23 protein-coding genes and 3 pseudogenes are annotated in these 22,227 nt (G+C 65.0%); 15 read left to right on the plus strand and 11 right to left on the minus strand.

Going from position 1 to position 22,227, the window contains the following annotated elements:
• The first annotated feature begins 2 nt into the window (after nucleotides 1-2).
• A complete protein-coding gene (locus tag EL337_RS20510; RefSeq protein WP_048635266.1) occupies nucleotides 3-818 on the plus strand; it encodes a mycofactocin-coupled SDR family oxidoreductase in 816 nt (271 codons plus the stop codon).
• Nucleotides 819-850: 32 nt separating this feature from the next.
• On the opposite strand, the gene EL337_RS20515 is transcribed toward EL337_RS20510, so the two are convergent.
• Genes EL337_RS20515 through EL337_RS20525 form a run of 3 tightly spaced genes read right to left on the minus strand, consistent with a single transcriptional unit; the run spans nucleotide 851 to nucleotide 3,606 of the window.
• A complete protein-coding gene (locus EL337_RS20515) occupies nucleotides 851-1,525 on the minus strand; it encodes a DUF899 domain-containing protein (protein WP_048635265.1) in 675 nt (224 codons plus the stop codon).
• Nucleotides 1,526-1,544: 19 nt separating this feature from the next.
• Entirely contained in the window at nucleotides 1,545-2,420 is an 876-nt protein-coding gene (locus EL337_RS20520; protein ID WP_083443291.1) for an LLM class flavin-dependent oxidoreductase, read from the minus strand.
• A gap of 46 nt (nucleotides 2,421-2,466) precedes the next feature.
• Entirely contained in the window at nucleotides 2,467-3,606 is a 1,140-nt protein-coding gene (locus tag EL337_RS20525; RefSeq protein ID WP_048635263.1) for a TDT family transporter, read from the minus strand.
• A gap of 161 nt (nucleotides 3,607-3,767) precedes the next feature.
• On the opposite strand from EL337_RS20525, the gene EL337_RS20530 reads away from it, so the two are divergent.
• The 3 genes from EL337_RS20530 to EL337_RS20540 are packed head-to-tail and all read left to right on the plus strand — an operon-like array spanning nucleotide 3,768 to nucleotide 6,640.
• Complete coding sequence (locus tag EL337_RS20530) at nucleotides 3,768-5,090, plus strand: sensor histidine kinase (protein ID WP_048635262.1); 1,323 nt, start codon at nucleotides 3,768-3,770, stop codon at nucleotides 5,088-5,090.
• A complete protein-coding gene (locus EL337_RS20535) occupies nucleotides 5,081-5,725 on the plus strand; it encodes a response regulator transcription factor (protein ID WP_048635261.1) in 645 nt (214 codons plus the stop codon). The genes EL337_RS20530 and EL337_RS20535 overlap by 10 nt, the downstream gene beginning before the upstream one ends.
• A gap of 18 nt (nucleotides 5,726-5,743) precedes the next feature.
• A complete protein-coding gene (locus EL337_RS20540; RefSeq protein WP_048635260.1) occupies nucleotides 5,744-6,640 on the plus strand; it encodes a DUF4097 family beta strand repeat-containing protein in 897 nt (298 codons plus the stop codon).
• Here EL337_RS20540 and EL337_RS20545 read toward each other — a convergent pair.
• The 3 genes and pseudogenes from EL337_RS20545 to EL337_RS20555 form a co-directional block, all read right to left on the minus strand.
• A pseudogene (locus EL337_RS20545) lies at nucleotides 6,637-7,627 on the minus strand (IS481 family transposase). The gene EL337_RS20540 and the pseudogene EL337_RS20545 sit on opposite strands and share 4 nt — an antisense overlap.
• A gap of 108 nt (nucleotides 7,628-7,735) precedes the next feature.
• Entirely contained in the window at nucleotides 7,736-9,070 is a 1,335-nt protein-coding gene (locus EL337_RS20550) for a flavin monoamine oxidase family protein (protein ID WP_048633347.1), read from the minus strand.
• Nucleotides 9,070-10,092 (minus strand): nitronate monooxygenase, encoded by a 1,023-nt coding sequence (locus EL337_RS20555; RefSeq protein ID WP_083443132.1) that lies wholly within the window; start codon nucleotides 10,090-10,092, stop codon nucleotides 9,070-9,072. The genes EL337_RS20550 and EL337_RS20555 overlap by 1 nt, the downstream gene beginning before the upstream one ends.
• Before the next feature lie 73 nt (nucleotides 10,093-10,165).
• On the opposite strand from EL337_RS20555, the gene EL337_RS20560 reads away from it, so the two are divergent.
• On the plus strand, nucleotides 10,166-10,561 hold the full coding sequence (locus EL337_RS20560) for a VOC family protein (protein ID WP_048633348.1): 396 nt from the start codon (nucleotides 10,166-10,168) through the stop codon (nucleotides 10,559-10,561).
• Here the strand turns inward: EL337_RS20560 and EL337_RS20565 are convergent.
• Together EL337_RS20565 and EL337_RS20570 are read right to left on the minus strand one after the other, a co-directional pair.
• Nucleotides 10,558-11,034 carry an Rrf2 family transcriptional regulator gene (locus tag EL337_RS20565; protein ID WP_048633349.1) on the minus strand — a complete coding sequence of 159 codons (477 nt, stop codon included), beginning with the start codon at nucleotides 11,032-11,034 and terminating at the stop codon, nucleotides 10,558-10,560. The two genes, EL337_RS20560 and EL337_RS20565, sit on opposite strands and share 4 nt — an antisense overlap.
• A 70-nt stretch (nucleotides 11,035-11,104) precedes the next feature.
• Nucleotides 11,105-11,317: pseudogene (locus tag EL337_RS20570) on the minus strand (isochorismatase family protein); the annotation flags it as partial.
• 260 nt (nucleotides 11,318-11,577) lie between these two features.
• Here EL337_RS20570 and EL337_RS20575 point away from each other — a divergent pair.
• Nucleotides 11,578-12,360 carry a hypothetical protein gene (locus EL337_RS20575; protein WP_048633351.1) on the plus strand — a complete coding sequence of 261 codons (783 nt, stop codon included), beginning with the start codon at nucleotides 11,578-11,580 and terminating at the stop codon, nucleotides 12,358-12,360.
• A gap of 3 nt (nucleotides 12,361-12,363) precedes the next feature.
• On the opposite strand, the gene EL337_RS28770 is transcribed toward EL337_RS20575, so the two are convergent.
• Both EL337_RS28770 and EL337_RS20580 read right to left on the minus strand, forming a co-directional pair.
• Nucleotides 12,364-12,501 (minus strand): hypothetical protein, encoded by a 138-nt coding sequence (locus EL337_RS28770; RefSeq protein WP_157866326.1) that lies wholly within the window; start codon nucleotides 12,499-12,501, stop codon nucleotides 12,364-12,366.
• 26 nt (nucleotides 12,502-12,527) lie between these two features.
• The gene (locus EL337_RS20580) at nucleotides 12,528-13,709 is read right to left on the minus strand and encodes a hypothetical protein (protein ID WP_053086841.1); all 1,182 of its coding nucleotides are present in this window, start codon (nucleotides 13,707-13,709) and stop codon (nucleotides 12,528-12,530) included.
• Between the two features lie 589 nt (nucleotides 13,710-14,298).
• Between EL337_RS20580 and EL337_RS20585 the strand changes: the two genes are divergently transcribed.
• The 9 genes and pseudogenes from EL337_RS20585 (at nucleotide 14,299) to EL337_RS20620 (ending at nucleotide 21,130) form a co-directional block, all read left to right on the plus strand.
• Nucleotides 14,299-15,000 (plus strand): hypothetical protein, encoded by a 702-nt coding sequence (locus tag EL337_RS20585; RefSeq protein WP_126316634.1) that lies wholly within the window; start codon nucleotides 14,299-14,301, stop codon nucleotides 14,998-15,000.
• A 90-nt stretch (nucleotides 15,001-15,090) separates the two neighbouring features.
• A pseudogene (locus tag EL337_RS29300) lies at nucleotides 15,091-15,561 on the plus strand (bifunctional DNA primase/polymerase); the annotation flags it as partial.
• A 12-nt stretch (nucleotides 15,562-15,573) separates the two neighbouring features.
• Entirely contained in the window at nucleotides 15,574-16,212 is a 639-nt protein-coding gene (locus EL337_RS29085; protein ID WP_232786835.1) for a hypothetical protein, read from the plus strand.
• Entirely contained in the window at nucleotides 16,199-17,305 is a 1,107-nt protein-coding gene (locus EL337_RS20595) for an AAA family ATPase (RefSeq protein ID WP_048633354.1), read from the plus strand. Before EL337_RS29085 ends, EL337_RS20595 begins: the two co-directional genes overlap by 14 nt.
• Before the next feature lie 494 nt (nucleotides 17,306-17,799).
• A complete protein-coding gene (locus EL337_RS20600) occupies nucleotides 17,800-18,327 on the plus strand; it encodes a hypothetical protein (protein WP_126316636.1) in 528 nt (175 codons plus the stop codon).
• Between the two features lie 147 nt (nucleotides 18,328-18,474).
• Nucleotides 18,475-19,182: a recombinase family protein gene (locus tag EL337_RS20605; protein ID WP_170216925.1), complete on the plus strand. Its 708-nt coding sequence runs from the start codon at nucleotides 18,475-18,477 to the stop codon at nucleotides 19,180-19,182.
• Nucleotides 19,179-19,448: a hypothetical protein gene (locus tag EL337_RS20610; protein ID WP_048633357.1), complete on the plus strand. Its 270-nt coding sequence runs from the start codon at nucleotides 19,179-19,181 to the stop codon at nucleotides 19,446-19,448. Before EL337_RS20605 ends, EL337_RS20610 begins: the two co-directional genes overlap by 4 nt.
• Nucleotides 19,445-19,759 (plus strand): helix-turn-helix domain-containing protein, encoded by a 315-nt coding sequence (locus EL337_RS20615; RefSeq protein ID WP_048633358.1) that lies wholly within the window; start codon nucleotides 19,445-19,447, stop codon nucleotides 19,757-19,759. The genes EL337_RS20610 and EL337_RS20615 overlap by 4 nt, the downstream gene beginning before the upstream one ends.
• A 27-nt stretch (nucleotides 19,760-19,786) precedes the next feature.
• Complete coding sequence (locus EL337_RS20620; protein ID WP_048633359.1) at nucleotides 19,787-21,130, plus strand: tyrosine-type recombinase/integrase; 1,344 nt, start codon at nucleotides 19,787-19,789, stop codon at nucleotides 21,128-21,130.
• Here the strand turns inward: EL337_RS20620 and EL337_RS20625 are convergent.
• On the minus strand, nucleotides 21,127-22,182 hold the full coding sequence (locus EL337_RS20625) for a DUF4062 domain-containing protein (RefSeq protein ID WP_053086842.1): 1,056 nt from the start codon (nucleotides 22,180-22,182) through the stop codon (nucleotides 21,127-21,129). The two genes, EL337_RS20620 and EL337_RS20625, sit on opposite strands and share 4 nt — an antisense overlap.
• Nucleotides 22,183-22,227 lie beyond the last annotated feature (45 nt).

Genomic DNA, 22,227 nt, shown 5'->3' on the forward strand with positions numbered 1-22,227 from the left:
CGATGGGCAACCTGGACGGTCACGTCGCCTTCATCACCGGTGCCGCCCGCGGGATGGGGCGCGCGCACGCCGTCACGCTGGCCGGTGCGGGCGCCGACATCATCGCCGTCGACATCTGCGCGGAGTTCGACTCGACCGATTACCCAGGGTCGACCCCGGACGACCTGGCCGAGACGGTGAGACTTGTTGAGCGGCAGGGCCGACGGATCCTGGCCCGGCAGGCCGACGTGCGTGACCCGGAAGCGCTCGACGACGTGGTGGCCGACGCCATGCGCGAGTTCGGCCGCCTCGACATCGTGATCGCCAACGCGGGCATCATCCGGGTGAGCGACACCGAAGATCGGCGGCAGACCTTCCGCGATGTCGTCGAGGTCAACCTGATCGGCGCGTGGAACACCGTCGACGCCGCCATTCCGGCGCTGATCGCCGGGGGCCGCGGTGGCTCGATCGTGCTGGTCAGTTCCACCCAGGGGATCAAGGCGGCGGGCGAAAGGCCGGGCATCCAGGCCTACGGCGCCTCCAAACGCGCACTGGTGGCGCTGATGCAGGGTTGGGCGCTGCAACTCGCGCCGCACTCGATCCGGGTCAACGCCATCCACCCCAGTGGTGTTGCCACCGACATGATCATCAACGAGTCCACCATCGGGCTGGCCGAGGCGGGCGACGCGTGGCTGGCCAGCCAACAGAACGCCCTTCCCATCGCGCTGCTGCAGCCGACGGACATCGCCGGCGCGGTGGCCTGGCTGGTGTCCGATGCGGCGGCGTTCATCACCGGCACCTCGTGGCCGCTCGACGCCGGATTCACGCTGCGCAGTTGAGGGAGGCGCCCGGGGCGAACTCCCGACCGGACTCAGTAGGCGTCGTGCAGGCGGAACCACTCGTACGGCGGTTGCTGCGGCCAGCCCTGCGGTGAGTCCTCCCAGCTCTCCTGACGCCCGTACGGCGTGAGGTCGAGCAGATCGAAGACCAGCATGAACGGCTCTTCGCCGCGGTTGAACGTCTGCCAGGTGTGGAACACCTCGTCGCCGTCGCGCAGAAACACGCTGATCGCGTGGTGCTCCTCGCCGTCCACGGTGGTGTGGAAGTCCTCGTTGAACGTCGACCGGCCCGACGACACCCAGGGCAGGTCCCATTCCATCCGGTCCTTGAACGCCACCAGCTTGCCCACCGGCGCGCGGGACACCAGTACCAGCGAGGTGTCCTTGGCGTGCAGGTGTGACAGCGGACCGATGTGGTCGGCCATCATCGCACAGCCGGAACATCCCTCGTCCCAGTCGGATCCGAACATGAAGTGCTGCACGATGAGCTGACGTCGCCCGTCGAAGAGGTCGAGCAGGGTCACGGGACCGGCCTCGGTGTCGAACAGGTACGGCGCGTCGATGCGCACCATCGGCAGTCGGCGCCGCGCGGCACTCACCTGATCCTTGAGGCGGAACAGCTCCTTCTCCCGCACGAGCAGATCGGCGCGCGCCCGCTCCCAGTCGGCACGCGGGACGATCGGCGGCAGAGCAGTGGCGTCATCCATGCCCCGAGCTTGCCGGTCGTCAGCTCAGGTCGGCAACCATCTCGGCCACCCGACGCACCTGGTCGATGTCCGAGCTCGTCGGGATGAGGTGAACCTCGTCGGTCCCGATGTCGGCGAACCGCTTCAGCACGGCGCGCAGGTCCTCGGCGGTGCCGGCGAAGCCGGCGGTGGGCGCCATGGCGTCGACGAACTCGGACGGGATCCAATTCATGTACCGCAACAGGTGACGGTGTATCTGGGTGCGGGGTCCGTCTCCCTCGCCGATGGCGAACCAGAACGACGTCGCCAGGTGCGGCGCCTCCTTGCCGGCCTCTCGCCACGCGTCCCGCGCGACGTCGAACAGCTCGCTCTGCTTGTCGACGTCCAGGTCGAGCGTCATCCCGGCGACCCCGGAAGCCCAGGCTGCGGCGCTGCGAATTGTCTTGGGCCCCAGGGTTCCGACCTGAAGTTCGGGACCGCCGGACTGCACGGGCGGCGGACCCACAGGAAGCGTCGAATCGGTGATCTTCTCGCCCGCCCACACCCGCTGCATGACGGCCACCCGGTCGGCCATCTGGCGCATGGTCTGAGTCTCCGGGTCGGCGCCCACGGCACGGTAATCCTCGTGGCGCCCGCCGACTCCGATGCCGACGGTCAACCGCCCGTCGCAGAGCAGGTCACCGGTGGCCAGCTGCTTCGCCAGCATCACGGGATCGTGCAACTGCGGGATGACCACCGTCGTCACCAACCGCACCCGGTCCGTCCACGCGGCCAGCGCCCCGAGCAACGTCAGGCTCTCGGGGTTGTCGAACGCGATCCGCTCGCCCCAGCACAGCGACGAGAACGGGCCGTCATCGACCAGCTGTGCCCACGCCTTCAGCGTGGCGCGGTCGAGATCGGGCTCCATCACCGGCATCGTCATCCCTATGTGCACGTCGCGATTCTGACATGCCTGCCAGATGTCAGGACGCCGGTGCCGCCGGGCCGTCCTTGTACGCCCTGATGGGACCCGCGGCCGGAGGCGCGAACAACCCACCGCGCAGACCGCCGCGCGCCGTGCGGACCGCCACCAACAGCCAGGTACACAGCAGCCCGACGTAGGCGACGGCGGCGGCATACCGGAAGGCGGGCAGTGCCGTGTGCAGTGCCAGCTGCGTGGTGCCGGTGACGAACGTACCCACCGGGAAGGTGAGGCTCCACCAGGTCAACGCGAAGGGCATGCCCCGCCGCAGGGTACGTACGGTCAGCGCGGTGGCCAGGCAGATCCACAGCACGGCGAAGCCCCACACCGGGACCCCGTACAGGACCGCGAACACGCTCATTCCGTCCGCGAGCCGCTGGTCGACAGCGAGCGCCGCGTCGGTGCCGAGAAGCCCTGCGACGGTGATGGATTGGCCCAACGGACCCAGGACGATCCATAGTGTCGGCACTCTCGCGGTGCCCGAGGTGCCAAAGTGCGCCAGCCTGCTCCACACCATGGTGATGATGATCAGCGAGGCGATCAGCGACAGACCGAACATGGCGTAACAGCCGTAGAGCATGGTGGCGCGGCCCGGGCCCTCGGCCATGTGCGGGATGAGCAGGCTGCCGGTCGCGGCGGCGACCATCGGCGGGACGACGGGCATCAACCACCCGCCGAACGCGGCGTCGGGCTCGACCCGGTGCTGGGTGAACATCAGGTACGGGATGCTCATCGCCGTGAACAAGCCGCCGAGTGTGCCGGCCGTCCACAGCACCCACGCCAGATCGACGGCGACCCGCGCGCCGATCAGATCCGTACCCACCAGCAGCGATCCGGACGCGACGGTCAGCAGTGCCATCGGCGCCGCGCCGTAGAAATGGGCCATCTGCGGATTGCGGGCATGGCTGCGGGCCACCGTCGGATTGCGCAGCCAATGGGCGACCATCGCGACGATCAGCACCACCAGCCACAGCGCCGAGAGCACCCAGACCACCAGCGCGAACGCCCGCAGACCGGGAACGTGCACCGGCAACGACGCCCCGGCGGTGGCGACGATGCCCGTGCCCATCACCGAGGCGAACCAGTTCGGCCCGAGATAGCCGAGAATGGTGGGCTTGTCGCGGGCCGTGTCGGCGGTCATGGGGTCAGTATGGTCACCGCGAGTGTGCGCGAAATGCCACGGCTGGCGGCGTGTCGGCGTACAGACCCGCGCGCTCGCGGCGCAGAGGGGGTGGTTATCCCCCGGGGGAATCTCGGGAAAACGCTGTGTCGCCGCCGGCATCGGGTCCATAGGTTGGAGTCATGCCCGCAGTTACCGACATAGACGAAGTCACCGTTCCGGTGGACATGCCCGAAACGGCCGACGCCGCGCCGCCGCCACGGATCCGGGCGATCGGCGTCGTCCCCAGCGCCTCACTGCTCGCCGGCGGCGCCTTCGCCATGGTCTGGTTCTGGATTCCGTTGGCAATCCTGCTGATCGGCATCACGTCGATTCCGAGCATCATCGGCTTCCTGCTGGCCGGCGTCGTGTTCGTCTACCTGATGCGCGGCGTCGACTACGTCGAACGGGTACGTAGCGAGGCGGTGTTCGGGATGGGTATCGCCCGGCCGCCGCGCCGGCTGTCGCACTACTCGGGCTTCCAGCGCTGGGCCCACCAGTTGTGGCTCGACGTCAGCAGTGCGCGGTTCTGGAAAGCCGCGGCCCACCACTATCTCCGCATGATCTACGACGCCCTGGTGACCGGTCTGGCGTTGGCGCTGCTGGCGTTCGCGTTCCTGGCGCCCGCGGTCGCGATCGCCGTCGGCAACAGCGACCCCGACGCCGGATTGTCGTTCGTCCCGACACCGCTGGCATGGGTGCTGGCCGTTGCGGCGCTGGCCGGGGCGGTGGCGCTGGTGGTGTTCGCACCCACCCTGGACGCGACGATCGACCGCTGGCTGCTGCCTCCTTCTCCGACCGCCGCACTCCAGTACGAGGTCAGCGCCCTGTCCGACGCCCGCGAAGGTGCGGTGACCTCGGCCCAGACCGAACGGCACCGCATCGAACGCGACCTGCACGACAGCGTGCAGCCGCGACTGGTGTCGCTGGCGATGACGATCGGGCTGGCCCAGACCAAACTCGACACCGATCTGCCGGCCGCCAAGGCACTCATCGCCGAGGCGCACGATGACGCGAAGAACGCGCTGGTGGAGTTGCGCAATGTGGTGCGCGGCATCGCGCCGACCATCCTGTCCGACCGTGGCCTCGATGCGGCGCTGTCGGCTGTGGTGCAGCGGGCGGCGAACTCGGGTGTGCCGACCACGCTGAGCGTGCACCTGCCCTACCGCCTGCCCGACGAGGTGGAGGCGTGTGCCTACTTCGTGGTGGCCGAGGCGCTCACGAACGTCACCCGGCATGCCGGTGCCGCCCAGGCGGCGGTCACCGTACGTCTGGACGAGGCCGCAAGGCAGTTGCACGTCACCGTGTTCGACGACGGTCGCGGTGGAGCGCTCATCACCGACGACGAGAACGCCACCGGACTGCGCGGCCTCGAAGAACGCGTGCGCGCCGCCCGGGGAACCTTCACCGTGTCCAGTCCCGCCACCGGCCCCACCATCATCACCGCGGTGCTGCCATGCGGATAGTTATCGCCGAAGATTCGGCCCTGCTGCGGGCCGGCATCGAGCGGATCCTCACCGACGCCGGTCACCAGGTGGTCGCCGGCGTGCCGGACGCCACGAACCTGCTCCGGCTGGTCAACGACGAACACCCCGACCTCGCGATCCTGGATGTCCGGATGCCACCGACGTTCACCGACGAGGGCATCCGGGCGGCGGCGCTGCTGCGCAGCCAGAACCCGGAATCGCCGGTGCTGGTGCTGTCGCACTACGTGGAGGAGCGCTACGCAGCCGACCTGATCGCCTCGGACACCAGGGGTTTCGGGTACCTGCTCAAAGACCGGGTGGCCGACGTCCCGGCGTTCCTCGATGCCGTCGAGGTCGTCGGCGCGGGCGGGACGGTGCTCGACCCCGAGGTGGTCTCGCAGATTCTGATCCGCTCCCACCGGCGCAATGTGCTCGACGACCTGACCCCACGTGAGAACGAGGTGCTGCAGCTCATGGCGGAGGGCAAGACCAACTCCGCCATCGCAGCCGGCCTGCACATGTCGGTCGGCTCCGCCGAGAAGCACATCGCCTCCATCTTCACCAAGTTGAACCTCGCACCCGACGACAGCGAGAACCGTCGCGTCCTCGCAGTGTTGCGATACCTCGAATCCTGAAGCGCCGAAAGGACTCCCGTGACCACACCGTTGACAGAAGCAACTCCCCCGCCGTCGATTGCCGCGTCGCCGCCCCCGCCGCTGTCCCCGGGCGGCCGTACCGCCGTTCGCGTCCTGCTCATCCTCGCCGCCGTGACGCTGCTCGTGGGGACCGTGGTGTCGGTGAGCACGGCGGCGTGGGGTATCAGCAACTACCGCGTGGTCAAAGACTCGGTGGCACTGCCCACCACGTTGACCGCTCTGACAGTGGACACCGGTTCGGTGCCCATCGCCGTGCGGATCACCTCCGACCGCGAGATCCGTGAGCCGAGGGTCGACATGCGCATGGTGAACTCGACGCGCGCCGGTTCAGAGCCGTTGTCCGTCGACGCCGACGGCGCGACGGCGCGGGTGAGCATCGACGCCGAACCCTCGGGTTGGCTGCAGTGGGGCCGGGCCGGCGAGATCACCGTGGTCCTGCCGCCGGAACTGGCCCGCCGGTTGTCGGTCACGACGCAGCAGGAGATGGGCGTGGTGTTCGCCCAGGCCGACATCGACTCGCTGATCGCACGGACCGTCGACGGTGAGGTCGTCCTGAGCGGCTCGGCGCGTCGTGTCGACATCACCAACGAGCACGGCGACGTCGCCACGCGCGACCCGATCGCGGTGTCCGAATCGTTCCGGGCCTCCACCACCACCGGCGACATCAGCGTCGGATTCGCCGAGACGCCGAAGACCGTCGACGCCGAAACCCAGCACGGCGACGTCGTCATCGAGTTGCCGCCACCAGGGCCGTATTTCGTCACCGCCACGACAGGGATGCCGCACGGCTCGACGGTCGTGCAGGTGCCCCAGACCACCGATCGCGACAACGCGGCAGCGGTGGTCACCGCCCGGGCCGAGACCGGCGACGTGGTCGTCGACGACCTCGACTAGCTGTACTGACCTGAGAGGTTAGGTACGCGGCTGGCTGGTGGTTGACCGCCGAGTGCTGTGTGGCCGCGGTGGTGATTGTAGTTGTGCAGCCATCGCGGGTACTCCTGGCAGCGTTGTTGGTCGCTGGTGTACAGCCGGGCGTAGGCCCACTCATCGGCCAGGGTCCGGTGGAATCTCTCCACCTTCCCGTTGGTCTGCGGCCGATAGGGTCGAGTGCGCCGATGTTCGATGTCATCGCCTAGCGCCTTGCGGAATACATGCGACCGGTAGCAAGATCCGTTATCAGTCAACACCTTTCGAACAATGATTCCCTGTTCGACGAACCAGGCGTTGGCGCGTTCCCAGAACTCGGAGGCGGTCTCCTTGCGTTCATCGGCCAGCATCTCGGAGAAGACCAGACGGGAGTGCGCATCCAGCGCGGTGTGTAGGAAGTGTATAGCCCCGCAACGGCTGTCGGTACTTATTGGTGGCTCCGGTCTTGTCGGCTTGGGCGTTGCGCTTACCTGCGGAGCGACCCAGCATCTTCCAGCCGCCGCCGGCGGGGATCTTTCCCAGCTTCTTGACATCGACGTGCACCAGATCACCGCACGCCGCAGATTCCATGCGGCGCACGACGCGGCCGGTGGCGCGGTCGAGCCAGCGCAGTCGGGCGATCCGGTAGCGGCGCAGCACGTTGTGCACCGTGGAGACGTTCAGTCGCAGCAGGTAGGCGATTCGGGCCGGTCCCCAACGGCGGGTGACGCGCACCCCGATGATGCGGCGTTCGGTCCGTGTCGGGGTGCGGTTGGGGCTGCGATGGGGTCGTGAGCTGCGGTCGGCCATTCCGGCCTCGCCCAGCTCGACGTAGCGGTCCCTCCAACGGACGGCGGTGCCTACCGATACCTGGAATCGTTCGGCCGCGCGGCGTAGCGACCAGCCATCATCGACGATGCACCGAGCCAGCCTCAAGCGACCCGTTTCGGACAAAGGGGCATTACGGTGAACCACGAAGACCTCCGAGGTGGGTTGGTGCGTTCCTAGACAGCTCGCACTTCACTCGGAGGTCTTCGCCTTGTCACCTCACCACGCCGTACCTAACGTCCGTGGTCAGTACAACTAGCCGAGGATCCGGTCCGCCTCGCGCAGTCCGCTCAGGTAGGCGCCGTGCACCGTGGCGAAGAACTCCTGGTGGGTCGCCTCACCGGCGAACGACAGCCGGTCCCCGACCGGCGCGGCCAGCGCTTCCTGGTCGTCGGGCCCTGAGCCGACGGCCAGGAAGCTGTACGAGCCGCGCGCGTACGGGTCCGCCGCCCACCGGGTGACGAGTACACCCGAGGGCTGCGGGGCACGCAGCGCCCGCACGAGCGCAGCCACCGTCTGCTCATCGGAATCCTTCTCGCGGACACGGGCATTGGTGCCGCCGCGGAGTCCGATCAGCACCGGGACGTCGGTGAACCGCAGACTGTTCACCAGGTCGGAGACGGGCTGGTTCTGGCCGGCGATACCGATCATGTCGGACCGCACGCCGAACTGCTCGGTCCAGAACGGCTCGTCGAAGCGCAGCACCACCTTGTCGAGAAGCCCGAACCCGAGCCGCCGGATCGCCTGCGTCTTGGCCTCAGGAAGCGGCGGTTCGAACGCGATGGTGCCGGACTTGAGCACCCCGAGCGGAACGGTGACGATCACCCGGTCGGCCTCCAGCACTCCCTGCGTCGTCTCGACCGTCACCGCGGCGCCGCCGTGGTCGATCCGGGTGACCTCGGCCCCCAGCCTGATGGTCAGATCGCGTGCCAGATGGTCGACGAGCTGCCGGTAACCGCCGGGCAGGATCAGATCGGGTCCGTCGAACTGGTCCTCGTGACCGAACCAGCGCAACGACAACTCGTCCGGGTCGGCTGCATATTCGGAGCCGATGGCACCCGCCACACACCATTGGATGAGCGGGTCGTTCAGGTCAGCGCCGGCGTCGACGAGCCCCTGCGCCAGCGACACGCCGGGGCCGGCGTCATCGGTCACCGCGTAGACGTCGTCGATGATCCGCGTCCACTCCCGCCCGACCGCATCGACGGCTGCGGGGTCGACGACGGAGCCGCCGTCGAGGACCACGACGTCCTCGAAGTCGGTCTCCACGGTGCGCGCGCCGACCTGCGCGGCGAGATCGGTCAGCGGGTTGCCCTCGGAGCCGTGGATCCACGCCGCGCCGAGATCGATCGGAAGACCCAGCGACGTGTCGGTCCACGTGCGACCACCGATGCGGGGCCGGGCCTCCACCACCGTCACCGCCATGCCGGCATCGGCCAGTCGCCGCGCCGCAGCCAGCCCGGCCACCCCGGCGCCGACCACAACGATGCGTTCGGGGCGGGTGTCGCCGGTGCCGCAGGCCACCGCCAGCGGTGCGGCCATCAGCGCGCCGAGACCCAGCGTGAACTGCCGCCGAGTCAGAGCGGACATCAGTCGCCGCTGGTCAACGTGCCGATGATGTCGGCCACCGAACCGGTTTCGGCCTGCCGGAACCCGGTGCCCGCCCACACGTTCACCGCGTGCGGATCACCCGCGCGCACCGAGGCTGCCCGCACCGGACTTGTCAGGTAGTGCACCTCGGGGTAGCCGAACGGCGCGTCGGCCTCGTGGTCGTTGACGAACCGGTTGCGCAGACCGCGCGCGTAGCGACCGGAAAACGCGCGCGTGACCACGGTTTCGGTGAACTGGGGGTCCTGCAGCGCAGCCCGGTGCACGGGGCTACTGCCGGCCTCGTCGGCGAGCAGAAATGCGGTGCCCGATTGCGCTGCCACAGCACCGGCCTGCCGCACCCGCCGGACGTCGGCGGCGGTCATGACACCGCCTGCTGCGACGACGGGAAGGTCGATGGTCGCGGTGATCGCAGCGAGCAGCTCATCGAGAGGCTGCTCCGACGGGCGCGCGGTCGGGTCGAATGTGCCGCGGTGTCCACCCGCCGACGGGCCTTGCGCGACCAGGACGTCGACTCCGGTGTCGGCGGCCAGACGTGCTTCGGCAAGGGTGGTGACGGTGCCGGCGGTGGTGATGCCCGCGTCGGTGAGACGGCGGCGTTCCTCGGCGGTCGGGAGCCCGAAGGTGAACGAGGCCACCGCGGGGCGGATGTCGAGCAGCACCTCAAGTTTCGCGTCCCAGTGGTCGTCGTCGAACCGGGGCACCCCGAGATCGACGCCGTAGCGCTGCCCCTCCCGCCCTAGGGTTTTCGCGTAGGCCTCGATCGCCGACGGTGTTGCCGCGCTGGGTTGCGGCACAAAGAGATTGACGCCGATGGGCGCGCTGGTCGACTGCATCGTGGCAGTGATCCTGTCGGCGAACGCCTCGGCGGTCAGGTAGCCGGCGGCCACGAAGCCGAGCCCGCCCGCGTTCGAGCCCGCCGCGGCGAGCTCGGGTGACGACGGCCCGCCTGCCATCGGGGCGACGAGCACCGGTGCTCTGAGTTCGCGCAGGTCGAACATCACGTGCCTTTCGTAGCATGATCACGTTGCTGGTCTTGGTGAAACGGCACGGTATTCGGTTCTATTCTCGACAGCGATGGCCATCACGCTCAACCACACCATCGTCGCCGCGCGGGACAAGACCGAGTCGGCGACGTTCCTCACCGAGTTGTTCGACCTGCCCGCCCCGCGACCGTTCGGCCATTTCCTGGTGGTGGCAGTGGGCTCAGAGAACCCGGTCAGCCTCGATTACGCCGAGGTCGGCCCCGACGATCCGATCCACCCCCAGCACTACGCGTTCCTGGTCTCCGAGGACGAGTTCGACACCATCTACGGGCGCATCTGCGAGCGGGGCATCCAGCACTGGGCCGATCCGCGCGGTGCGCACCCGGGCGAGATCAACCACAACGACGGTGGCCGTGGCGTGTACTTCCAGGACCCGGGCGGGCACTATCTGGAGATCCTCACCCGTCCGTACGGATCGGGCCGCTAACCGATCGAGTGTCCGCGCGCCTCTTCCTGGCCGCGGTAGTCGTCGGCCATCACCTGGACGTGATCGGGCAGGTCGCCCGCCGCGACATCAGCCAGGCTGGTGCCCTCCAGGACCGAGCGCATGCTCGCACGCAGAGCGCGCCAGACATCGGTCAGCGCCGCCGTCGGGCCGGAGTACGGCAGATCGCCCAGCCCGATGTCGCGCACGCTGGCCAGCGGGCCGTCGATGCAGCGCAGCACGTCGGCGATGCTGATCTCGGCCGCGGGACGGGCCAGTTCGTAGCCGCCGTCGCGGCCGCGGTGGCTGCGGACCAGCCGGTCGGTGCGCAGGTCAGAGAGGATGTCGACGAGGAACTGCGCCGGGATGCCCTGGGCCTTGGCCAGGTCGTCGGTCTTCACGACGACGCCGTCGTCCACCGTGGCGAGTTGGACCATCGCCCGGACGGCGTATTCCGCCTTGGCCGACATCCGCATGGGGCAACCCTAGTCGGGCGACCATCACGCGGCGACGAAGGAGCCGCGTTGAGGAGCCCGACAGTCGGATCTAGTCGGGAATGTCGCCCGCCCCGGAAACCACGACGGCGAACAGGTCGGCGACCGCGGCCAGGCTGGCGGCCTGCAGCGCCTGCGCAGGCACCGGATCCTGCCCCGGCAGTCCCGGCAGCGCCCGCGTCGCCGTCGCCGACGCGACCACCGTCGGCGCATACCCCAGGTTGAAGGCGCCGCGTGCCGTCGAGTTCACGCACATGTGCGTCATGGCTTTTTTGGGGTTTCACGACCTGCGGCGCTGCGCGACGACCGGGCTGATCTGGACTGGTCAAGAGTAAATTGTGGTTCACCGCTGGTTCGTATCGGTTCACCGTCGGCGCGTGCAAGTTACGCCTCGGTTGCCGGGGTTACGCCGGGGTGGGCTGTGTGTGTGTGGGCTTGCCCGCAGCTCAAGTCGGACGGACGCAAGGAGTCCTGCAGAAGGGTGTTCTGCGGCTAGATTTCGGGCGGTGTTGCACGCTGTGTGATGTGAGCGACGACGACGTGCCTGGTTTGACCGATGAGCAGGTCTCCGCGAAGTGGCTGGAGATCGCACCGCTAATCGACAAAATGGCCGAACGCATCGCCGATCCAAGTGACTTCCCGGTGCACCCCGGCTCATCGCTCTTCGACGACGATCAAGCGAGTAGCCCCTACGGCGTTTCACACGCCGTGCAACAGTGCCTCGTCTCAGGAGTCGACCACTTGCACGCGGCGAAGTCGCTCGTTATCGACTTGAAAATGGTGCACGCTTCGGCCGTCTACAGCCTCGTACGCGGCTCATTGGAAACTCTCTCGGCTGCGTACTGGATTTTGCATCCAGCGAGGCGAGACGAACGAGTTGAACGCGTCTTGCGCTGGCACGCCCGCAACGTCGCAGAGCAGTACATCGCGTGCGAACCGCGCGGCCTGATGGACGAAGCGGGACGCGAAGAGCGTTTGGTCAAGCTGGATGCGGTCGCGATCTCCCGGAATGTCTCCACCGCGAATGTCCGCGCCGGGTATCGGAGTAGCACTGCCGTGAAGTACGTCGAACAGAACCCAACGCGATCCAAGCCCCTGCTCCCTTGGCAGCTGTGCTCGGGATTTGCCCACGGCCGTCAGTGGGCGATTCTCGGCGTCTCGAAGCAAGAACAGCACGAGACCGCTGACCCGGGCGTGCTTAAGGTGAAGCTGACATCCGACTTGACCCGTGTCCTATACCCGACGCTGAACGCCTTTCATCTTCTGACTGATGTAGTCGAGTTGCTTCAGCGCCGGTCGTCGCCGTGATCGCTAACCGACGCGTTCGCCCGCCTCGCCTCGGAGCATTTTCGCAACGGGGCTCAGCGGTGCGCTCGGATAGTCCATACCTTCGCCGACGCTGAACTCTCCGGCATCGCAGGTCTTCGGCGGCTGCACATTCTCGCTCATCGGGTAAAAGACGCGTTCCGCCTCTCTCATCGTGGTACGACCGGGATGTCGTAGCTGCCCGAAGCCTTGACCTGCGTGACGACTGCAGCGCCGCGATGCCTTGTGCCACAACCGATTCCGTGAGTCCAGAAAGAATCGATTATCGGGTACGCCCAGTTTCCGGCGATCGGACGCAGGCCTTGCAGGCTAGCCTTTGTGTGTTCCCGCATGCCGATAGGGTTCAGCAAGCTGCCTGCTCCGCCGCTAGCCACCGTGATGACGTAACCACTCGGTACATAGGGCGACTCGACGAGCCACCCCGGTCCGTAGGACCCCGAAACCTCTAGGCCGCCGAAGTTCGTCGGCGCGACCTGCCCGAGAATCGTTCCCATTTCAATCCTCGGCGGGGCGCTGCTACTCGGGATGTAGGACCAGCGGGCCTTCGGGCCACCGGCGCGGGACTCCTCGCCCGCGCGGAAAGTTTGGATTGCTTCACTTTCCCCGACGTTCGCGAAGACGAGTAGCTGGCTTCCTGCCTGTACACCGTATCCGTGCTCGCGGATCAACCGGTAGGAGTCTTCGAGATCCGCACTGTCGATGACATTCGCCTGCGAGACAAGGTAGTGAGAATGGTTGGAAGGAAACGATTTTCCGAAGTATGAGGGTGGAGTGATGTTGTCGGTTCCATTGAAGAGGCCGTACGTCTTGATGCCTTCACTGTTCAGGCCCTCGGTGGGGTCCAGAAGGCGGCCGAAGATCAGGCCGCTCTGCAGCTTTGCATCGCTCTCAAGCGCGCGGTTGAAATACTGCCGGACTTGATCAGCGGAACTCTCGGCCAGGAAGCGCCAGGTGAACGCGCTCCGGAGGTCGTGGAAGTCGAAATCATATCCCACAAGCAATAATCCGTCTTGTGACATGGACTTCGGGATGCCGAATTCGGTCGCCGGTTCGAACGAATCAGAGGTAACACGTTGCGGGACAGCGTCAGCGACGGATGTAGTTCTGAACGACACAAGATCGGACAGTGCGAGCCGATGCTCGTTCCACAGGCGCGCAATCTCTCGAAACTCTTCCCAAAGAATTGAAAGGTTCACGTTGTCCGCAGTTTCCGAGATCCGCGCGACGGTCGAGCTGTCTTGTATGCCGGGCGCCAGGTAGGGCTGCTCAGCCCCGGATATGCCGTTCGTGATGATCAGATCGAGCCAGTGGGTTGTGGTGGTCTCCATCATAGGAACTCCAAACAGGTTGTTATTTAGTGGATCTCGCAGATCGCGAGGTGTTCCGAAAAGGCTACTCCACATATCTTGTAGGGCCCCGCTTATGCGCTCGGGGCGATCAGCGGCAGGTCATAGAGAATTCGTGCCGGTATATCTCGGGCTCATTGCGGGTCGCTGTGCTAGCTTTCGAACGGGATCGGAAACCCGATCCCGACGCCCTTGAGCGCCTGAAGTTATCCGCATGTTCGTGCGGGTGCTTCCGGCGCTTTCGTCGTTCTAGGGCGACCGGACCGGTTCGGACTGGTTGCAGCACAACAGGAAAGGGATCTGAGATGAGTCGAGACATGGAGCCCTGGCAGCTACCGGGGGTCAACCCCGACGATCCGGGCTACTACCCGTCGCTCGTGATGGGCGCTGCCGTCGTGACGTACGCGGCCGATGTTCGCAACGTGACAATCACCAAGCAGCTCGTGAAACGAGCCGCCGAATCGGGCAAATTGCCCTACAGCCTGATTTCTGGAAGGCGGTGTTTTTCACCCCGGGACGTCGATAATTGGCTCTTATCGAATCGCAGAGTCGCTGGAGAGAGAGCGGTCTCGGCATGAGCGATGAACTCACACCTCCAAACGCCGCCCTCCGTGCAATGACCGACGCGGGGTATCTGACCTATGAAGACTCCGGCAACCGTACCCGCGCGAAAGCGCTGGTCGATCAGGACCAGCAAGGCCGCAACGTAGCCCTTCGACAACTCGCGGAGTGGATTCACGACTCGCCGGAATCTGTTGTGCTTATGGGTGATCTGTACTTCGGCTCAAGCATTCGCCGCGCGCTCGTCGATTACGATGCCTACCTCGACAGCTCCAGTGACAGAGGGCCTCTCGACGTCGTCACCGCGCCGCGAAGTCTTCACCTTGCAACCGGAGGAACTCCGGAGTCGGCACCCGATCCTCTTGACCCCTGGTCGCCCGTGAGCGTCAGTGTGGTCTTGGCATTGTGGCCGGGTGAGGTTCACCTGATCTCACCCGGCTACACGCTTCGACAGATTCTCGACGGTGTCGGACTCAGACATCGCGGTGCGCCGCTGCCCTGCGAGATGCCCACTGATGCACGCGCATATAGGTGCCGCAAGGCAGGTGGATTCGACGCGACCGGGTTCGCGCTTGCTCACATCGACCGTAAGCGGCTGATTTTCGTCTGGCGATGCTGCGACGACTGCAAGGCTCTCAGTGAGAGCCGCAACCGCGACCGAGCGCGAATGGCCGAATCGAGTGACCGCAACGCGCGATACGTCGCTGACGGGTGAAGCGAGACGGCCGGACGGAAACGAGGGGTTCACCGTCCGGCCGCGCCGAAGGCCCGCACATCCGCAGCGAACAGAAACGCGAGACCGAAAATGATTGTATCCACTGAACAGCACGAGAACCGGCCATATAGCGCCGCGAGCGCCTATCTCCGGCGCGGTTGGACTGGTCCGCTGCCACTACCAAGACGCAAGAAGGAGCACCCTCCTACGGGCTTCACGGGACGCGGCAAGCCGTACCCGGACGCACAGCAGATCGAGAAGTGGCGTGCGACGCGCAGCCGGGGGAACATCGCCCTCCGCATGCCGACAGTCGGCGCATACGACGTGATCGGGGTCGACTGCGATCACTATGACTCCAAGCGGGGCGGCGCGCAGCTGCGGGCGCTGGAAGCCGAGTACGGCCGACTGCCTCGTACATGGGTGAGCTCGGCACGCTCAGACCGATGCTCCGGTATCAGATTCTTTCGTGCGCCTGCGGGGCTATTGTGGCGGGGGAAGGCGGCTCCGGACGTCGACGTCATCTCCCCGGGCTATCGCTACGCGGTCGTGTGGCCCTCGGTGCACCCGCGCGGTATGCGGTATCGCTGGTACCCGCCGGGACAGCGACCCGACGGCGTGCATTCCGTTCATGAAATTCCAGACGCGCGAGCATTCCCAGAATTGCCGTTGCGGTGGATTGACTTCCTCACGAATGACGGGCAGATCGACGAGGGCGTCGAGATCGACGTCGACTCGACCGACAACGCGATCATGCGATGGGCACGCGAGCGCCTGCCAGGTCACGATGCGGAACCGTGCATTCGGATGCGTCGCGACGCTGACGAGTGGTTGCAGCGCATTGCCGACGAACCGAGCAGCCACGACAAGATCACAGGTGCACATTGGAGCTTGCTCAGCAACGCCACCGAGGGACACCCCGGATGGCCGGCTGCTACCGATGAAGTCGAAAATAGTTGGCTTGCCGAGGTTCTCGCACGGCGAAAACGTGCACGTGGCACCGCTATTGCAGAGATCCACCGCAGCAAGCTCGAAGCGCTCCGCAAGCTCAAAGGCGAAGCCGACACGCATGCCGCCATCGGACTTGAGTTCATTTCGACCGAATGCACCTGCACGGCCGGTCGTCCCCGTCGCGGAGTGTCCGCGCCGTTGCGTCCGATGCAGCCGATGCGTCCGCGCGCGACAGCGGTGAAGAGTGCCCGTGGAGTTCGATGAAGGAACCGTCACCAAGAGCATCGCCGATATCGCAAACAACGCTGAAGCGTGGCGACGTTACAACGAAGAGAACGCGCTATCGCTGCTCAACCTCGGAGCCGACGAACAACTCAAAGACGGACTCGCCTTCATCGACGAAGCCGACAACGCCCGCGCATTGTGGGGCAAGGGCGACGAGATCCTCTGGGGTGAACAACAACCGCTATTGCTCTTCGGTCCACAGGGCGTCGGCAAAACCACCGACATACAACAACTCATCCTCGCCCGCGCTGGACTGCGTGATCCGGAACTGCACGGCTACCCCGTCGAACCCGACGACCGGCCAATCTTCTACCTCGCCCTTGACCGGCCGATGCAGATTGCGGCGTCGATGCAACGCATGGTCGACGACCTAGGTCCCCGGGACCGCCGCAAGCTGAAACGGAAACTGCGATTCTGGAAAGGGCACCTGCATTTCAAGATGGATCAGGCACCCGATGCGTTCGCGAAATGGGTTGCGCTACATGGCCGCGATCCCGGCATACTGTGTATCGACTCCGTCAAAGACGCCTGCAGCGGGCTACTCAGCGACGAACACGGCATGGGCTTCAACGACGCGGTGCAACGGATCATCGCCAGCGGAACCGAAGTCGTGTCGAACCATCACCCACGCAAGGGCGGCAAAGGCGACGACGCGAAACCCGCACGCCTGTCCGATGTCTACGGAAGCACGTGGATCACCGCCGGGCATGGTTCAGTGCTTCTGCTGTGGGCTGAGCCGGGTGCGAAGACCGTTGAAGTCAGTCAACTGAAGCCGATCCGCGAGCCGATGCGCCCGGTGTTCATTTCTCGCGAGCACGGCACCGGAGTATCGGCGACCTTCGATCCGAAAGACCTCATCGTCGATCTTGCGGTCGATCGCGGCGAGGACGGTTTCACGATCGGCGACGCCGTGTTCGCGGTGCACGGGCAGACGGACAACTTCCCCGCGGCGTCCGGGCGTCTACGGCATCACCTGAAGACCCTCGTGATGCAAGGCGTGCTGCGTTACGAAAAAGGCAAAGGCGGAGGCTCCGGGGGCGGTGCCATCCCGGCGCGGTGGTGGCTCACATGACGCACCGTTTACAGACGACGTCCCGACAAACACACAGCTCAGAGGCGTCTGTAAACCTACAGACGACCCCGAGCGTCTGTAAAGCGTCTGCAAACGGTGCCTGTTACCGACGAAAACGTGCAGGTAGAGCACGTCTTTTGCGTTGCAGACGAGCCCTACAGACGACGCCGAAAAGGGCGTCTGTAAACCGTCCTATCCCTATAGGGGTTACAGACGCTCGCTCATCCGATCCTTCGCACCGTCTCGTTGATGCACGTTTTCCGAACACTCAAACCCACGAAAGGTGAGATACGTTGTCCCGCAGAGCAATTGACACGACTTCAAGCAACTCCGCAGGTCAGAGGGCTAAACGCCCATCGAAAGCCACACACATGAAGAGGCTCAGTGAGCAGTGGTGGGCCACTCGCACGCCGAACGTGAAGGCGCGACGGTGCACGGCACACAGCAGCCGGACGGGCGATCGCTGCAACAAAGTCTCTCTGGCCTTTCAGCGCGTGTGTGGAACTCACGGCGGCCGGGCACCTGCGGCGAAGCGGAAGGCGAAGCAGCGACTCGACGAGCACGCAGACAGCCTCGCTGCCGCTCTGCTGGCTCTCGCGACGTCTGCCGAAAGTGAGGCGACCCGCCTCGCGGCCATCCGTGACGCGCTGGACCGCATCGGGATCACGGGTAAGACCGCCGTCGAAGTCGAACACAGCCTGAAGCCCTACGAGCAGATCCTCGCCAGCTTCACGAGCGTTTCAGGCAGCCTGGCGGATTACGAGCGGGCGAACGGCCTACCCGTCACACCGGCCCCGGAACCGAGCGCACCCGAAATCCTGGACGTCGAGTTCGACGAAGAGACCGCCGAGACACGAGCTGATCGCAACGCTCGCGGACCAGAAGGCTCGTGGCGGCCACCGGGGAGCCCCGAACCGGTATACGAGCGCTCAGGGTCGATTACCGGCGAAGCTGCGCTCGAGGAAGCCGCAAGAGCGAACCGAGCCGCAGGCGTGTGGACGGTCAGACGACGTCGGGAGTAGGCCGTGCCCCAAATAACACCTGGTAGGAAAGCTTTGGAACTTGTTGTTTGGCAGGCGAATTCGCCGTTTCCAAAGGCATACCTTTGGAGTAGCTTTATTCCTAGATACAGCTCCGCTGCAGGTCAGCGGGTTTCGAAGGGGGAAAGCGTGCAGGTTGTCGCCTACGTGAGGTGCAGTACCTCGCGACAACAGGAAGCGTTCGGACCGGACGTTCAACGTGCCGCGATCCGGCAATGGGCCAAGACTGGTGGGCATCGCGTCGTGTCGTGGCAGGCGGACACGATTTCGGGAACTTCGGAACTCGCAAGCCGCGACGGCTGGCGGGCAGCTGCAGCCCTCGTGAAGACTAAACGCGCAACAGCCATCGTGGTCGCCCGGATCGATCGGCTAGCCCGCGATGTGATGATTCAAGAGCTTCTCTTGCGCAATCTCACCGAGCTCGGCGGCGTCGTGTTGTCGGCACGCGACAGCGAGAATGAACTACTCACCGGTAAATCGAAAGACCCTTCGCGCAAGCTCATTCGCACGATCCTCGGTGCAGTTTCCGAGTATGACCGCGAAATGATTTCCGATCGCCTTTCGGCTGCGCGTAAGGCCAAGGCTGCACGCGGCGGCTACGCGCACGGTGCACTGCCGTACGGCTACCGCTCGCAGAACGGCAAGCTCGTGCCCGTACCGGCCGAACAGAAGGCGCTACGGGCCATGCTGGCACTCGCCGAGCAAGGCCACTCGACACACGCGATCGCTGACGCGCTCACAGAGCAGGGCCACCTGACGAAGCGCGGCGGCAAGTGGTGCGGTGCAACCGTTGGTCGAATCCTCAAACGATACAAAGCAGAAAAGGCCAGCGCATGAACCGGATCAACTGGCCGACGGCCTTCGTCATTGTGTTCGGTGCCGTGCCGTTCGCGGTATTCATCATCGCCGTGCTCGCGGTGTATCCACTCGTTGGCTGGCCTCTCGTCGCCGGAGCTGTCGTCGCCCACGGTGCTTATCTGCGGCATCGAAGAGACACCGCCCTGGCGGAGCGGGCAGCGATCGACTTTCCGCGCAACGCCGAGATCGTCGCTCAACGACTCCCGGAACCGCGCACGGTGCCACTGCGACAGGCGCGCCGATGAGCGTCACGATCGATTACGACGCTCGTCGCGGCATCGTCTACGAATGCGGTTGCGGCTTCGGGGGTGCGATGCCGAGTCTGTATCTCGACGCGGCGGTGATCGAGGCACATGTCCGAATCTGCGACCGGAAGCCGAAGCGAACGGCCGATCCACCGAAGCGAGGTTCGAAACTCGACGAGCGACAGGTTCGTGAGATCCGCCGACGGCACGCGAACGGCGAGACGCAGAAAGACATTGCCCGGCGCTTCGGCGTTTCGGGGCCGACTATCAGCGCGATCGTCCAACGGAGGACATGGGCCGACGTCCACTAGATCGACACGGCAAGAGGGGAACTGACGATGGCTTACATCCGAGCACACGAGACGAAGCAGCGCCGCAATGGCAAGCCAGTGAAACGCTACGAAGTCGTTTGGCGGGAGCCTGCGAGAGACGAAAGCGGATTGCCGATCACCGGCAAGACCTGGACCCGACAGGAAAGCTACACAACCCGCAAGGACGCCGAAGCGCGCGCGGACGAACTCAATGCAGCGAAGCATACCGTCGGGGGCACTTCCTCCCTGGCGGACGCAAAGCGCGCGGCGAGCCGCACCTATGCCGAGTACACCGCCGGGTGGCTGGCGTCGCAACGCACTCGTCACGCCGAAGATAATCTCAAGATCGGGACGCTCGACAACTACGAACAGATCCTTAGTCGCTACGTCCTGGACAAGTTCGGACATCGCGCGATCGGTGCGATAACACTCGTCGATTGCGAAGAGTTCCGCGCAGACCTAGCGGGACGGATGAAGCCCGGTTCCGTGCGTAACGTGTGGTGGCCGTTCTCCGCCGTATTTCACTACGCAGCCCGCGCAGGAGCGATCGCCGCAAGCCCCGCCGATGCCGTAGATCGCGCGAGGGGCACCGGCTCAAGAAGAACGTTCAAGCCTCACCCGATCACTGCACCGCAGATCGCCGCACTCGCGGAGAAGGTCAGCCAGTTCTCGCATCCGCACTACGGGTTGCTGATCCTGTTCCTCTGCTACACCGGTTTGCGTCGGGGCGAACTGCAGGGGTTAGAGATTCGAGACCTGCGATTGACCCACACCGCGACGGGCGTTCGTGGCTCCGTGCGCGTCGAGCGCACGAAGACTCGCCGAAAAGGGGCGTTGCGCGTCGACACCCCGAAGTCGACGAAATCTGTTCGCAGCGTCCCTCTTCCATCGTGGCTAGCGGCACGCATATCCGACTACCTGGCGGAGCATCCGCGCGTTGATGAGCCGACCGCGCCGCTGTTTCCGAACCGCCTGCAAGGCGGTGCCCGCCGCAAAGGTCAGAGAGCGGGCGTTGTGTTCGACTGGTCAGAGCCGGTTGAGCTCAGCACTTTCGCCCGCCGAACGATGCGTGACGCGCAGGACGCCGTCGGGCTGCCCGTAGCCCGTGCGCGGAAGATTGAAGCGGACGGCTCAATCAAACCGGCTAGCAATGGATTCCGGCTGCACGATACCCGACACACTTTTTCGGTTTTACAGCTGACAGCCGGTGTGCACTTCATGCAGGTTTCAAAGTGGTTGGGACACAGCAACTACATGATCACTATGACTGTGTACGCCGACTACATGCCGGATGACGACACTGCGAACGCCCTGCCCGAACCGGTAGCCCGACAGAGCAACGTCGTCAGGATGTTTCAGATGCCAGGCTAGGTGCTGAAAAGCGTCTCCTGGTCATTACGCTCGGCCAACAGACGCACTAGATGTCGGTCTCCTTTATCGGTCAGCCGAAAGTAGGTATTGGAGTCACGCACTTGCCTCCGCTTCTGGCCCTTATCAATCAGACCGATTGCGCGCAACTGAACGATAACCCGCTCCCACTCATCGATGAAGATCAACGGTTTAGAGTTTGGGATAACTTTGACTTCATCGCGATGCTGCTCTGACGCCTCGTCCCAGTCAGCCCTAAATAAGAGGTGCAGTGCGAGCCGCTCCTGGAGCTCTTGTTCGGTCGCTTCGTCGATCATTTTTGGACCGATCTCACGAAGCACTTCGTCCCACGTAAGCAACGACTCCAACTTGATGTCAGTCTTATTGCCGTAGTTGTTGGATACGACGTGAAACCCAAGTTTCAGCGGTGACTCACCTTGTTTGAAGACGCTAGTGTCTTCATCCGTGGTCTTACCGGATTTCAGCCGGGCCACCTCGGCTTCGGCTAATTGCTCTCGCAGTTCTGCAATCTCTTTCTCTACGTCCGAGGTCATGGCAAACCGCGCGCGGACCCAACCCTCTTGCGGATGTTTGCGGATTGCGGTGTTAAGGGCGCGAGACACCACCGCCCCCAGGTCGTCCGGCCCTCGATACTTCTTGATCGGCCGCGCCATGACCTTCTGTTGGAAGGCGTCGAGCTTCTTGCGGACGGCCGGATCAAGTTCAATCTTGTCCTTCGTCAACTTATTCGGATCGTCGGGGACGAACCCGAGGATCTGCATGTCGCGGGCAACGGCATAGTCGAATTCCTTCTCTGTATAGCTAATACCTTCTTCGGTGACCGACCCGTACTTGCCGCCTAGCACGACCACGTAGTAGTCGCTGAGATCAATTACTTCCTTAATGAGCGTCCATTGGTCATAGCTGACTGCGGGAAAAAGCTCCATACCTGCGGGAATGCAATCGAGCTCCAGCAACGCCTGGATAACCTCTTGGCGCTCTTTCTCGAGATCGCGGTATGTCGAGCTAAGGAATACTTGGTATCGCCGTTCCACGACGCCAATTATCTCAGCGGTGTCCGCCTGCCCCGGGTCGACGCT

The organism is Mycolicibacterium aurum, from assembly GCF_900637195.1.
GTDB classification, from domain to species: domain Bacteria; phylum Actinomycetota; class Actinomycetes; order Mycobacteriales; family Mycobacteriaceae; genus Mycobacterium; species Mycobacterium aurum.

What these genes read in the sequence shown, in the direction of transcription:
- EL337_RS20510 (WP_048635266.1), top strand. Translation starts at nt 3, where the DNA reads ATGGGCAACCTGGACGGTCACGTCGCCTTCATCACCGGTGCCGCCCGC.
- EL337_RS20515 (WP_048635265.1), bottom strand. Translation starts at nt 1,525, where the DNA reads ATGGATGACGCCACTGCTCTGCCGCCGATCGTCCCGCGTGCCGACTGG.
- EL337_RS20620 (WP_048633359.1), top strand. Translation starts at nt 19,787, where the DNA reads ATGGCTTACATCCGAGCACACGAGACGAAGCAGCGCCGCAATGGCAAG.
- EL337_RS20610 (WP_048633357.1), top strand. Translation starts at nt 19,179, where the DNA reads ATGAACCGGATCAACTGGCCGACGGCCTTCGTCATTGTGTTCGGTGCC.
- EL337_RS20615 (WP_048633358.1), top strand. Translation starts at nt 19,445, where the DNA reads ATGAGCGTCACGATCGATTACGACGCTCGTCGCGGCATCGTCTACGAA.
- EL337_RS20550 (WP_048633347.1), bottom strand. Translation starts at nt 9,070, where the DNA reads ATGTCCGCTCTGACTCGGCGGCAGTTCACGCTGGGTCTCGGCGCGCTG.
- EL337_RS20580 (WP_053086841.1), bottom strand. Translation starts at nt 13,709, where the DNA reads ATGATGGAGACCACCACAACCCACTGGCTCGATCTGATCATCACGAAC.
- EL337_RS20565 (WP_048633349.1), bottom strand. Translation starts at nt 11,034, where the DNA reads ATGCGGATGTCGGCCAAGGCGGAATACGCCGTCCGGGCGATGGTCCAA.
- EL337_RS28770 (WP_157866326.1), bottom strand. Translation starts at nt 12,501, where the DNA reads ATGAGCGAGAATGTGCAGCCGCCGAAGACCTGCGATGCCGGAGAGTTC.
- EL337_RS20560 (WP_048633348.1), top strand. Translation starts at nt 10,166, where the DNA reads ATGGCCATCACGCTCAACCACACCATCGTCGCCGCGCGGGACAAGACC.
- EL337_RS20530 (WP_048635262.1), top strand. Translation starts at nt 3,768, where the DNA reads ATGCCCGCAGTTACCGACATAGACGAAGTCACCGTTCCGGTGGACATG.
- EL337_RS20520 (WP_083443291.1), bottom strand. Translation starts at nt 2,420, where the DNA reads ATGCCGGTGATGGAGCCCGATCTCGACCGCGCCACGCTGAAGGCGTGG.
- EL337_RS29085 (WP_232786835.1), top strand. Translation starts at nt 15,574, where the DNA reads ATGCGGTATCGCTGGTACCCGCCGGGACAGCGACCCGACGGCGTGCAT.
- EL337_RS20585 (WP_126316634.1), top strand. Translation starts at nt 14,299, where the DNA reads ATGAGCGATGAACTCACACCTCCAAACGCCGCCCTCCGTGCAATGACC.
- EL337_RS20525 (WP_048635263.1), bottom strand. Translation starts at nt 3,606, where the DNA reads ATGACCGCCGACACGGCCCGCGACAAGCCCACCATTCTCGGCTATCTC.
- EL337_RS20535 (WP_048635261.1), top strand. Translation starts at nt 5,081, where the DNA reads ATGCGGATAGTTATCGCCGAAGATTCGGCCCTGCTGCGGGCCGGCATC.